Genomic DNA, 12866 nt, shown 5'->3' with positions numbered 1-12866 from the left:
TGGGTTTAAAAGACACCTTTTGCAGATTTCGCAATCGCTTTTGGCTGCTGAAGCGATAAACCTTCTAACAGCCAGCGAAGTTCCTTTTGTGAAAGGTTACGTACTTCCTTTTCATCTTTTGGCCATTGCAGTTTGCCATTATCTAATCGTTTATAAAGCATGGCGAAGCCATCTCCATCAAAATACAAACATTTATAACGGTCTTTACTCGTTCCAGAAAATAAGAAGATGGAATCACTATATGGATCAAGTTTAAAAGAATCCTGAATGAGTGTTGCGAGACCGTCAATACCTTTACGCATATCGGTCTTACCGCAAATAATGTAGATGTTCTGCACGCTCGTAAAATCATGCTTCATTGATTATTCAGCTCCTTCACGATCGTTTGGATGATGTGCTCATCTACGCCATTGAAGAAAGAGATTACTGCGGTAGCTGTTTTAATTACGCAGCTTGGATCAGAAGGAGATTGCGGTGAATTTGTAAATGAAGATTCGTCAATGATAGGGTCTAGCGACACGGGGACAATTGTTAGTTTAGTTGTTGGCATAGAAAACACCTCCCTTATTTGATATATCTATCGTACCGGGAGGTGCCTGTCATATATATGCGTTATTTGATTACGGGCTTACGAAACTTCAATACAAAATTCAAATAATTGCACTGTATTACCGGAATGGGTTAATGTACAGGTATCCAGAATGAGAGAAGGAGAATGTAAAATATGCCGTATTCAATACAACTGATTAGAAAAAATGAACAAACGACCAATGAGTGGTCAGGTGGGCTCACTACGCAGCTAGCCATTTATCCTGAGGATGCAGATTATACAGAGCGGAACTTTAAGTGGAGAATTAGTTCAGCTATCGTTGAATTTGAAGAGTCTGTGTTCACCCCTCTCCCGGATATAAACAGATTAATTATGGTCATTGATGGGGAAATGACGCTAAAGCATGAAGGGCATCATCACGTACATTTAAAGCCTTATGAACAAGATCGCTTCAATGGAGGATGGACTACTCGAAGCTTTGGCAAAGTAAGAGATTTCAATCTTATGCTGGCGGAGGGCTGTAGCGGAGACCTTGAAGCCATAACGGTAGAAAAAGGCGGTTATCACGAAACAGTCAATCCAAAAAATCCGGATGGACATCAAATAGCTGAAGCTTTTTATTGCATCAACGGCCCGGTTCATATAACGATCGGCGACCAGGCAGCTATCGATCTAGAAGAGGGTGACTTCATCCTATTAAACAGAGAACATTTGGAAACAAGCAGCTCTATAACACTATTCAATAGAGCCGAAGCGGAAGCCAATGTCATAAGAGCAAGCGTGATTTTCTGAGATTAGGTACCCAGCACTCAGATATGGTTTGTGCCAGGCACGCACAAAATTTAAGGAGCCAATTTAGCGATTAACAAGTAGCTGAGATGTTTTTTACATAATGATTAAAGAAACACACATCCTAAAAAGAGGAGGTGTGAAAAAGGTGAAGGAGAATTCGAAAACCAATCAAGAAGAAAAGACAATCCAGCAAGTAAAGGGAGCATTTGGATTTTCGCAAAATGATAGCAAAGCATTACTTACACATGCAGCGGAAGTACAAACAACGGATATCATTCCTTTAGATGAGCTAAATAAAAATGCCAAGGTAGACAGTTCAACGACAAAATTAAATACTTTTCATGACGAGAACACATCAGCTATTTTGGATCGAGACGGACCTAGATAAAATAGGAGCCAGGTACACACAAAATTTGAGGGTTTGTGTCAGGCACTCACAAAATTTATTATTACTTAAAGGGATATTGAACAAGAGGTCAACTCTTGTTCAATATCCCTATTTGTATTCCCACCTATTTTTACTACAAAGACCTTTATACGATACTCATGTATCTTGGTCAGTTAGTTGGCTCATTCGCTGTTTCTTAGATTTTTTAAAATAAAGTAATTCATATATACATGGAATCACAATCAAAGTCAGAAGTGTGTCCATGGCTAATCCACCAATAACAACAATAGCGAGACTTTGTGATACTAAGCTTCCTGTTTCGGCTTGTTTCATTAATAGTGGAAGCATCGCACAGATCGTTGCAATGGCCGTCATGAATATCGGTCTCATCCTCGTTGCTGTTGCCTCAACAAGTGCATCACGAATAATCATTTTTTGTTCATTCTGTTTGACTCGGTCTAAAAGTACAATCGCATTTGTTACTACGATACCAATTAGCATTAATGCGCCAAGAAGTGCTGTAATATCAACGGAAATGCGACTGATGACGATTCCTAAAATGGCGCCAATCGCAGCAAGTGGCAGAGAGCAAAGGATGGCGATTGGTGCTCGTATCGACTTAAATGTGATGACCATAATTAAAAATACAATCCCAATTGAAACAAGCATAATAAGAAATAAATCTGTAAAATCTTCTGCCTGTTGGCTACTTGCTCCACCGACTAGGACCTCGACATTCTCAGGAAGATCCATCCCATCATTGTCATTTTTATCGCCGAAAAGCTCTAGATTGACTTTACTTGAGATTTCAGATAGCTTTGCAGGTTCAACAGATGCCGTAACTCGAAGGTAGGTTTCCCCATCTTTATGATATTGGTTGGTTGAACGCTCTTCAGCTCGTAGCGTAGCGATGGTTGATACAGGTACAAGACCAGTATTGGTCATGACGGGTATATTCTCCAAGTCTTCAGGTGTTTCCGTATCAAGCAAAGGTTCCAGGAATACAGTTTTTTGCTTGTCATTTAAACGTATCGTTCCAATTGGTGTCTTATTTAACATCACGCCCAATTGCTGTGCGATTTGTTCCGTGTTTCCTTTTGTTGGATCCACCATGAGAGAGTATACCTTTTTCTTTTCATCTAGATTGGTCGTTACTTCCACTACGCCCTCAATGTTCTGTACTGTTTCTTTAATGTTAGTTGCCACTTCTTCAAGCTCCGTTAAATTATCACCGACGACATCAATGGTGATATTTGTACTTGCTCCCCCCATCATAAAGGAGGCTGCGGTTACTTCTAAAAGGGCATCAGGATATTGATCTTTTTTCTTTTCCATTTCTTTCACAATTAAATCAGTATCCTTTTTATCGTCCAATAAAATACTGAAGGATGCTTCTGTCGGTGATCCAATATATCCATATCGAGCGGCTTCAGCTGGAGAACCTACCTGTGAAAATACATACTGAACCTCATCCAGTTTTAGAATAGAGGATTCAAGTTCAATCGTCTTTTCCTTTACTTTTTCAATGGGTGTATCATTCGGATAACTCAGCGTTGCCACAACATAGTCAGCAGAAGAGTTGTCAACTGCACCTTTTGGAATGACAAAGTAAATGCTGATGGATCCAATGAAAAGAAGAATTGAAATCAAGAAGACAATCCATTTATGGTTTAAAGACCAGGTAACTACTTTTGGAAAACGAACAGCTGGTTTATGCACGGGCATCTTTGTATTCTTTAATAATCCCGCACTTAATAACGGAACAACCGTCAATGCGACGAGCAAAGAAGCAAGTAAGGAATAGGTAACCGTTAAAGCGAACGGTAAAAGGAATTCTTGAAGTCCGCCATTCAATAAACTCATGGGTAAGAAAACGGCAACAGTTGTTAATGTAGAAGCAGTAATCGCGACGCCCACTTGCTTCGTTGCGTCAATAATCATTTGGACAGAGAATTTCTCCGTTTGCATTTTGCGGAAAATGTTTTCAATGACAACAATACTGTCATCAACTAAACGCCCAACTGCAACCGCTACACCACCAAGGGTTAAAATATTCAATGTCACACCAGACCATGATAGTAAGAATAGTGTGAAGCAAAGTGATAAAGGAATTGAAACGATCGTAATAAAGGTAGAGCGGATATTTCGTAGGAAGACCATAATGACAATCGTTGCAAATAGCGCTCCGAGAAGGACCTCTTTTATCATCGTGTGAACGGAATTTTCGACCAAATCAGCGGAGGAAATGTATAGAACGGATTCCTGCTGATCGTATTTTTCATTGATTTCCTTTGTTACTTTTTCAATTTCTTTGCTGATTGTCACCGCATTGGATTGACTGTCCTTTGTGATGCTAATATCGATGCTATCTTTGCCATTGAAACGGCTCATGAAATTCGCATCTTTTGTTTCTTCAATCGTTGCAATATCTCCAAGCGTTACATTTGGTGCGATCGTTAATCCTTTCAGTTTTTCGATGCTTGTTAAATCACCGATTACTTTTATATTGCTTGATTTTCCGTCAATAATCTTTTCACCAACAGCTACTGCCGTATTTTGACCATTGAGGATACCTAAAACGGCTTAAAGAGAAATTTGATTTTCAGCCAATTTCTCATCATCGATATTGAGCGAAATGACGGATTCTGTCACGCCATATACATCTACACTGGAAACCCCTTTGATTTCTTGATAGCGTGATTGAAGTTCTTCACGTGCAAAATCCAAGTTTTCTGTAGTCAATCCTTCATTAAAGGTAACGGCAATGTTCGTAATTGGAATCATAGACGTATTCAGTTGTGAAATGATTGGCTTGGATATATAGAGAGGCAAAGGTACATTGCTTAATGCATCTAGTACATCCTGTTTAGCTTGCTTCATATCATATCCTGCTTCGAAGAATAGATCCACTTTTGAAAATCCGTCTCCAGTGGTTGAATAGACGGATGTTTTTCCGTTCAATCCAATAACGGCTCTTTCAATCGGAATGGTTACTTCTAATTCCATTGTTTTGGAATCAGTTCCTTGGCCCATGGAAATAATGGTAACTTGCGGGTTATCTGCAGAAGGTAAAAATTCCATAGGCAGTCTAAAATAACTGACTACACCAATAATAAATATTAAAGTGGTCAATACGGCGACAGCAGCTTTGTTTCCAAATGCCCACTTTGTAAATACCGACATAAAAAGCCTCCTCTTAAAAGTTAAAAATTACACACCAAAAAAACTATTGCTACTAATGAAAAATTAGAATCCATACTTATACTGATATCGAAAAAATTACATAATCTAATCTGACCTATGTCCTCCCCTTTCCATCGGTTCAGTTGCACATTTATTGTGAAATGTAGGAAAATTATTCCCATGGTTCCTTAGAATGATTTTGTCTAAGACCTAAGATTGACAAGCTAATGGAAAACCTTTCGTCGGATCGCTAGCCTTTTTACTAGCACTAGAACAAACTAAGCGATATGCTATAGAAAATCAGTCACAAGAAAAATGTGGCTTATACATGGAGGCAAGAATGAATAATACGAGTGATGAGTTTATCGAATCAATGCTAGTGGCAACGATCGCAGGCGAAATGAAATGGTCTCAAGGGTCAGCTGAGTTACAAACGTTATTAGAAGACGTTTATGGAAATAGCACAATGCTATATATGTTCAAAGATGAAGAATCGGGCGCAGATGTTGTCCTTGCAGGGTATCAATTTTATGAAGGTGAAGTAGAGGCGGACGAATTTATTAAAGACGGACAGAGTGTTTTATTAGTGGATGTTGCAGCTGGTGAAATTATTCATGAAATCACGGATGAAGACGTAGCAGATACGAAGCTTTTTGAAAAACTAGTACATGCGATTGAAGATCAAAAGTAATAGTTAGACATAGTAAAAGCCCCTTGATTCGCAATAGAATCAGGGGGCTTTCGCGTTAAATGAAATCATTATTTTAGTAACTCGCGGTTTGTGCCAGGCACTCACACAAGCTATTTTAAAATTTGTAATTGGTATATAATAGTGTGAATAAATTATATTTCAAAGGAGGGTAATGAAAATGAAGATTTTGTTTGATGAAACATTCACTTCAAATGACGGAAAGCGAAAAAGCAGGAATATTTGGTATGGATATGCTGATATAACTGTTGATGGTGAGTATGGAAAAAACATTATGCTTAATGAAGGTTTTATGGATAATTTATGCGAAATAATAAAAAATGACTTATCTAAGAATGCAGCAAATGCGCCTACTGAAACTAACTGGTATTTCTATGGAAGTACTGTAACTCAGGACGCCATTGGAGACAATATCCGTCCGACAATTATGGTTCGTGAGAGATCTGACGAGTTTATAACTAATTTTAATATCAGTGACCACGATTTTGCTGTAAATATTGATGCTATTCTGTTGTTTAAGGCGGATTTTGAAAAACGTTTAGCGAGTCATTGATGAGTAATATCAGTATAAGTAATTTCAAACTTTGAGGGGATGATTTCATAATGAATTCATTCTCTTTTTTCATGTGGTTGGAGTCCTTTAAGGTTTGTGCCAGGCACTCACACAATATATTGTGTCTGTACCTGGCGCATTTATATAAAAATTACTCAACGACCTAAAAATAATGGCAGCAAATTTGTTAATAAAAATATTTCCCCCCAAAAAATTTATCGCTAAAACCTTCATTTGTCACAATCGCGATACAACTTAAAAATAAATAAGTGTCAGTTCTTTTAAAATAACGCACATGCACCAACGTTTTATTCAGTTTTGCACTTATTAATAATTATGTTGTATATAAAATCCGCCATATCGCATTTTTCATGATTTATAAAGTGTAGCCAATTTTTTGAATGAATTATTTTGAACCGCAGTCAATCGATCACTACTGAAAGTTTCACGCAGCAACAAATAGGCGTAAAATTCCCAAAAGACACTGTAATAACAGCGATGTGTAAAGCGCATCAAAAAGACGATGCTCAATTCAGTATGCTTTTCGTGAAGTTGGGTTCATAAGGTAACTCTTAAAAATGAAGGGTCTTTACCAAAACATGTCCTTTACTTTAAAAGAAAGCGCCTGCCTGAAGTGGAAAGTTCTGTCAAGTTCAGATTTTGGTGTAGAGCCAAAATTACAAACAAAATTTTAATATTGATACATGGAAAACCTCTTTTTATAGCCTAAAAAGAGGTTTTTTCTATGGGCATGTATTCCTTAATAATCACCATACTAATTCTACTTAAAAGAAAAAGGTGACTTTATTGAAACGAACAATACTTACTGTTTTTATTTTATTCATTGTGGTTTGTGTAGGACTTGTACTCGGAATTTCAATGTCACAGACAAAGGAGTTAGAAGATATAGCGGTTGAACCACCTAAGAAACCTATAATTCTAATTACCGTGGATTCGCTGATGGCGGAGCCTCTACAAAAAGCGATTGGAGAGGGAAAAGCACCTGCTTTCTCGTTTTTGATCAATAACGGCCAATTGTACACCGATGTAGTGAGCTCGTATCCGACAATGTCTGTAACGATAGATAGTACTATACTAACAGGCGTTTATCCAAACGAGCATAAAGTTCCGGGTCTTATTTGGTTTCATGAAAACGAAAATCGAGTAATTAGCTATGGGAGTGGTGTTAGTGAAATATGGAATCTTGGGGTTAAAAACGTAGCTCTTGATAGTGTTGTTCAACTCAATAAAGAGCATTTAAGTCAAAACATTAAAACGATTCATGAAGAACTTGCAATACGGAATCTACAATCTGCTTCCATTAATGGTCTTATCTATCGTGGAAGTCATCCGCACAAGTTACATGTTCCCAAACTAATTTCAATCGCCAATCTTTTGCCAAAAGAGATTGAGATGAACGGACCAACATTGCTTTCTCTGGGCACTTTATCTCAGTACAATCCAGAGAATGACCGTAATAAATTTATTTGGGATCGTTTGGGTGGCAATAATAATTTTACTGTAAATGAGCTGAGCTATTTAATCGAACAAAATAAACTACCTTCATTTACACTCGCATATCTTCCCGATGCCGATGCAACAATACACAAAAATGGCCCCACTGATTTAAAGGGCATTGAGAAAGCCGATAAAGCACTTCAAGAACTTTTAAATAGCTATTCATCCTGGGAGGAAGCCGTTCAAGAGGTAACATGGATTGTGCTTGGTGATAGTGGTCAATCGTTCATAAATAAAGATAAAGAAACTTCTTTAATTAATTTAAATGAACTATTGCCGAACTATACTTTTTGGGAGCGCGAAAATGAAGATGGTCAACTAGCAATTGCGATTAATGAGCGAATGGCCTACATTTATGTGAAATATAATCAGGTAAAGTTATCAGAGCTTGTTACCATTCTAAAAGAAGATGAACGAATTGGTTTTATTGCTTGGAAAGACGAACAAACCAACCATGTAGTCAGTACACAAAGCGATGAAGAATTGACGTTTTCACCAAACGGGTCATATGTCGATATTTACAATCAATCTTGGCAATTAGACGGTGATTTATCTCTTTTAGATTTAAAAATTAATGAGCAAGGAGTTATTCACTATAATAATTATCCGGATGCCCTCGCAAGACTAAATGGTGCGCTTCATTCACAAGAAGGGAATGTGATCATAGTGGATGCAAAACCATCATATGAGTTCATTGAAAAACATAGTCATGATCATGCTGGAGGGGGAGCGCATGGATCTCTCCATAAAGTTGATTCGGTTGTGCCGCTTATTATTGTAGGAACGAATAAATCTCCTCAATCTAATCGACTTGTTGATCTGAAAGAATGGATTCTTCAACTATTGGGTGACTCATAAGCGTAGAGTCACTCAATTTTTCTTGTTTATAGATTAGAAAATGTGATAAAAGCCAAACTGCTCGATTTTTTTCTTCAATAGCTGACTGCATAAATGCTTCTCTCAATTAGCCTGTTTTCTTGCAGTATAACAATTTTCCCTAAATATATGTTTCTCCCAATCAATCAATGCCAGCCATCCAAACATTATCGGAATGTAGGAAACTACCTTTTTTAATTTAATTAATAGAATGTTTAGCAAGAAAACCTTACCAAAAATATAAAGATACAACTGTTAAAATGGGATTTTTTTATAAATTTGATTGAACTTGAATATTTTGTTAATATAAAAAAATGTCTAGTACAAAATATGTAGTGATTAAAATAGTAATAGTCAATAAGGCGTGCTAACTTTGCTTAAGAATTTTTTTGGATAAATGACCTTTTGTATAGTTTCGCATTTTGTTTCTATCTTTCGAATGCAAAAAGCGGCTATTGAGTGCGAGGGTACTGAAAAACCCCGAAACAGTATTTTTTCATAGTAATTTTATGCTTCTGCTTTATTTTATTCAGAAAGCATTGGTGCGGCGGCGCGAGACTCCTGCGGGAATAGCGGTACAGGTGAGACCCCGCAGGAGCTTTTAGGAACGAAGGCTAAGAACGCCACGTCCTGTGGCAACGCCTTTGTGACCAACATCGTGTTGGCCCGAGGAGGCTCGCCACCGCCCGCGGAAAGCGAGTGCCAGAGCACCAATGACCTATCACTATTTAGCATATACTTATTAGAATTTTCAGTAGAAATCAACTTTTTCATTGCCCTATTGAGTACGAGCCTAATGATGAATTTAATGAAACCACTACACTTAGTTTAGCTAGTAGAAAAAATTTAATGAAATAGATGGAGGATCTGTATGCGTATTAAAACAAGACTTATTCTTGTTACCTCAATTTTGGTAGTATCAATCATGGCTATTGGTGGATTTAGTACATGGTCTGTATCTAAGATTGTCTCAAAAGATGAGGAATTAAATAAACTGATGGAAATAAAAACGATCACTAAGCAAATTCAATATCGACTTGCTGGACTTTCTAATGATGAGCGGGCACTACTATTAACAAATGATCAATCATTTTCGAGGCAAATGGAAGAAAAATCAAAAGATATAATAAATGAATTTGATAAATTAAGCGACTTAACAATTATTTCTTCAGAGCAAAAGATGATTAATGAGATGAAGAAAAACTACGAAGAATATTGGAATCAAAGTCAGTTAGTTATTCAAAATAGTACAATCAATCCTAAGAAATCAGAAGAAATTCATTTTGGGGAAGAACGTAGAATTCGTAAGGAGGTACTCGATCCTTCGTTTGAAAGTTACACGGAGCAATTAGATAAAAAAATAAAAGAAGCAAGCGCAAGTTTGAAATCGCAATCTAAATTAAGTCAAGTAATATTGATGGCAGTTTCTGCAGCAGCAACAGGATCTGGAATCATTTTAGGCGTATTACTTTTACAATCCATCTTAATACCTTTACGCCAATTGAAAGATCAGATGAATGAGATCGCTCAGGGTAACGGGGACTTAACGAAAACGATCCATGTAAAAAACAAGGACGAGTTAGGGGAAGTAGCAACTTCGTTTAACCAGTTTATTTCTTCATTAAGAAAGATGATTACACAAATTAGCTCTTCATCTGAAAGAGTTGCAGCGTCCTCGGAAGAATTTTCAGCGAGTGCGGAACAATCCAAACTAACCTCCAATCAAATTGCAGAAAGTATACATGATGTCTCCATTAGTATGGATAATCAATCTAACATTTTGGGTGAAAGCACTATTGCAATAGTGCAATCATTACAAAGGTTGGAAAGCATGACACTCTATACAGCGGAAGTTTCAGAGTATACGAATGAAGTTAGCATACAAGCGGATAATGGCGAAAAATCTGTAGAGAAAATGGTTTCTTCAATGGAGGTAATTCATCAATCCGTAGATGAAACAGATAAAAATATCAATTCACTTGCAGAGGATGCTGTGAAAATTGGTGAAATAACTACATTTATTAATGAAATAGCAAACCAGACAAATCTTCTCGCTTTAAATGCAGCAATTGAAGCTGCAAGAGCAGGAGAGCATGGAAAAGGATTTGCCGTTGTTGCAGAAGAGGTACGTAAATTAGCTGAACAATCAAGTGGATCCACAAATGAAATTAGAGCACTAATCACTCGTATTCAAGAGACAACAAATGAAACCGTTCAAACAATAAAAAAGGTTAAAATAAATGTCGGTAGTGGGGTCCAATTAACATCCGCTACATCAGTTCAATTTAATGAAATTATACAATCCATCTCGCATGTATCCGGAAAAGTGCAAGAAATAGCTGCTGCAACAGAACAACTAACAGCTGACTTCACGATGGTTACACAAAAGTATGAAATGGTTTCCTCACTATTTAAGGAAAATTCTGAAAGCACACATGAAGTGGCGGCTGCAACAGAAGAACAGCTAGCATCCATGGAAGAAATTCAAACGGTTGCGCAAACATTAACGACCATTTCCGATTCGCTTAATGAGCTGGTTCGTCGCTTTAAAATATAATTCATTCAAATTAATCGGTGCACCTTCACCTAAATAGTTGTGAAATTCATAGTTACTATTTCAAGAGATTGGTTAAATGAAATAATAGGTGATAATGCTTGTGCAACAACGCCACGGTTCACATTTTCCTTACGTGTACCATTATGTAAATTAAAGAGTCTAACCCTCTTCAGACTCTCTTAAAGAAATCAAAAAAATATGTAAAAGTAATAAAATTGTTTTATTATTCTAAATATAATGTTAAGATTGTATAATATCAGACTATTTCGAAATGAAAAGAGTGCATACTTTCTCATCGATGAGAATCGGCTGTACTCTCTTTTATTTTACTAGTTTCAAAAAATTTTGGAGGGAAACAAATGAAACATTTAATTCTTAAATGGAACAATGTGAGTTTAGTAAAAAGGATTCTTGTTGGTCTGATTGTCGGGACAATCTTGGCTTTAACTATGCCGAATGCCGCAAGCGGGATCACAATTTTCGGTTCATTATTTGTCGGTGCATTAAAGGCGGTTGCACCAATCTTGGTATTATTCTTAGTTATGAATGCCATTGCTAAACATAGAAGTGGCCATCAAACGAATATGAAATCTATTATTATTCTTTATGCTATAAGTACATTTTTAGCAGGATTAATAGCAGTTGTTGCTAGCTTTATTTTTCCTATAACGTTAACACTGACTACAGGAGCAGAAGGTGTTACGCCTCCTGAAGGAATTCTTGCTGTCATTGAAACATTATTATTTAACATTGTGGATAATCCGGTAGATGCGCTATTAAATGCCAATTATATTGGGATTCTAACATGGGCGATCGTTCTGGGTATTGCATTGAAAAATGCGAGTGAGTCTACGAAAAACACGCTCGATAATTTTTCAGATGCAGTTTCTCAAGTAGTGAAATGGGTAATTAATATAGCACCTATTGGTATCATGGGTCTTGTTTTTGATGCCATTGCAACAAATGGCTTGTCAACATTACTTGAATACGGAAAATTAATTGTAATTTTAGTTGGATGTATGTTGTTTATCGCGTTTGTCGTGAATCCAATTATCGTATTTATCTATATTCGGAAAAATCCATATCCACTTGTACTTAAATGCTTAAAAGAGAGTGGTATTACAGCCTTCTTTACGCGTAGCTCCGCTGCAAATATTCCAGTGAACATGAGTTTATGTGAAAAACTAGACTTAGATGAAGATACGTATTCGGTATCGATCCCACTCGGTGCGACAATCAATATGGCGGGGGCAGCGGTGACAATTGCTGTTTTGACACTTGCCACTGTTCACACGTTAGGGATTGAAGTAGATATGGCAACTGCCCTGATGCTGAGTATTTTAGCCGCTGTATCAGCTGCAGGTGCTTCAGGTGTTGCCGGTGGATCTCTTTTACTGATTCCTCTAGCATGTAACTTATTTGGAATTCCAAATGAGATTGCTATGCAAGTTGTCGGGGTTGGTCTTATCATTGGTGTTATTCAGGATTCTTGTGAAACGGCACTTAATTCATCTTCTGACGTACTTTTCACAGCTACAGCTGAATACGCTAAAAATCGTAAAGAAGGTAAGGAAGTTATTATTAATTCCTAGAAACTAAAGTAAAAGTAGAAAAATGCTAATAAAAGCGTTGGTTTGGAGTTTCTAGCAGCGAGTCTGACTCGAGCCGTTCTCCATATATACAAAACCCTTTGATTCCTAAATGGATCAAAGGGTTTTTGCTGTTTAATGGGATTTAACT

At 37.1% G+C, this 12866-nt stretch carries 9 protein-coding genes and 1 pseudogene; 7 read left to right on the top strand and 3 right to left on the bottom strand.

Annotated features, from left to right (window positions below; genetic code table 11):
* Positions 1 to 5: 5 nt before the first annotated feature.
* Both tnpB and MHH87_RS14340 read right to left on the bottom strand, forming a co-directional pair.
* The gene (gene tnpB / locus MHH87_RS14345) at positions 6 to 359 is read right to left on the bottom strand and encodes an IS66 family insertion sequence element accessory protein TnpB (protein ID WP_340748613.1); all 354 of its coding nucleotides are present in this window, start codon (positions 357 to 359) and stop codon (positions 6 to 8) included.
* Positions 356 to 550 carry a hypothetical protein gene (locus MHH87_RS14340; RefSeq protein ID WP_340748614.1) on the bottom strand — a complete coding sequence of 65 codons (195 nt, stop codon included), beginning with the start codon at positions 548 to 550 and terminating at the stop codon, positions 356 to 358. Before MHH87_RS14340 ends, tnpB begins: the two co-directional genes overlap by 4 nt.
* A gap of 174 nt (positions 551 to 724) precedes the next feature.
* Here MHH87_RS14340 and MHH87_RS14335 point away from each other — a divergent pair, with 174 nt between their 5' ends.
* The gene (locus MHH87_RS14335; RefSeq protein ID WP_340749936.1) at positions 725 to 1342 is read left to right on the top strand and encodes a HutD/Ves family protein; all 618 of its coding nucleotides are present in this window, start codon (positions 725 to 727) and stop codon (positions 1340 to 1342) included.
* 145 nt (positions 1343 to 1487) lie between these two features.
* Entirely contained in the window at positions 1488 to 1730 is a 243-nt protein-coding gene (locus MHH87_RS14330) for a cAMP-binding protein (RefSeq protein WP_340749935.1), read from the top strand.
* Between the two features lie 156 nt (positions 1731 to 1886).
* On the opposite strand, the pseudogene MHH87_RS14325 reads toward MHH87_RS14330, so the two are convergent.
* Positions 1887 to 4913, bottom strand: a pseudogene (locus tag MHH87_RS14325) (efflux RND transporter permease subunit).
* Between the two features lie 340 nt (positions 4914 to 5253).
* On the opposite strand from MHH87_RS14325, the gene MHH87_RS14320 reads away from it, so the two are divergent.
* From MHH87_RS14320 to sstT, 5 genes are all read left to right on the top strand, one after another.
* Positions 5254 to 5604 carry a hypothetical protein gene (locus tag MHH87_RS14320; protein WP_340749934.1) on the top strand — a complete coding sequence of 117 codons (351 nt, stop codon included), beginning with the start codon at positions 5254 to 5256 and terminating at the stop codon, positions 5602 to 5604.
* Between the two features lie 178 nt (positions 5605 to 5782).
* Positions 5783 to 6175 (top strand): hypothetical protein, encoded by a 393-nt coding sequence (locus MHH87_RS14315; RefSeq protein WP_340749933.1) that lies wholly within the window; start codon positions 5783 to 5785, stop codon positions 6173 to 6175.
* A gap of 798 nt (positions 6176 to 6973) precedes the next feature.
* Positions 6974 to 8551: an alkaline phosphatase family protein gene (locus MHH87_RS14310; protein WP_340749932.1), complete on the top strand. Its 1578-nt coding sequence runs from the start codon at positions 6974 to 6976 to the stop codon at positions 8549 to 8551.
* A gap of 889 nt (positions 8552 to 9440) precedes the next feature.
* A complete protein-coding gene (locus MHH87_RS14305; RefSeq protein ID WP_340749931.1) occupies positions 9441 to 11126 on the top strand; it encodes a methyl-accepting chemotaxis protein in 1686 nt (561 codons plus the stop codon).
* Positions 11127 to 11485: 359 nt separating this feature from the next.
* Positions 11486 to 12718 carry a serine/threonine transporter SstT gene (gene sstT / locus MHH87_RS14300; RefSeq protein WP_340749930.1) on the top strand — a complete coding sequence of 411 codons (1233 nt, stop codon included), beginning with the start codon at positions 11486 to 11488 and terminating at the stop codon, positions 12716 to 12718.
* Positions 12719 to 12866 lie beyond the last annotated feature (148 nt).

Origin of the sequence: Solibacillus sp. FSL H8-0538 (assembly GCF_038003525.1) — a bacterium.
GTDB lineage: Bacteria > Bacillota > Bacilli > Bacillales_A > Planococcaceae > JBBOPI01.
The sequence above is the reverse complement of the archived record's forward strand: the minus strand, read 5'-3'. Positions and strand labels throughout refer to the sequence as shown.

Coding starts and splice junctions, on each gene's coding strand:
- tnpB (WP_340748613.1), bottom strand. CDS start 359: ATGAAGCATGATTTTACGAGCGTGCAGAACATCTACATTATTTGCGGT.
- MHH87_RS14340 (WP_340748614.1), bottom strand. CDS start 550: ATGCCAACAACTAAACTAACAATTGTCCCCGTGTCGCTAGACCCTATC.
- MHH87_RS14335 (WP_340749936.1), top strand. CDS start 725: ATGCCGTATTCAATACAACTGATTAGAAAAAATGAACAAACGACCAAT.
- MHH87_RS14320 (WP_340749934.1), top strand. CDS start 5,254: ATGAATAATACGAGTGATGAGTTTATCGAATCAATGCTAGTGGCAACG.
- MHH87_RS14315 (WP_340749933.1), top strand. CDS start 5,783: ATGAAGATTTTGTTTGATGAAACATTCACTTCAAATGACGGAAAGCGA.
- MHH87_RS14305 (WP_340749931.1), top strand. CDS start 9,441: ATGCGTATTAAAACAAGACTTATTCTTGTTACCTCAATTTTGGTAGTA.
- sstT (WP_340749930.1), top strand. CDS start 11,486: ATGAAACATTTAATTCTTAAATGGAACAATGTGAGTTTAGTAAAAAGG.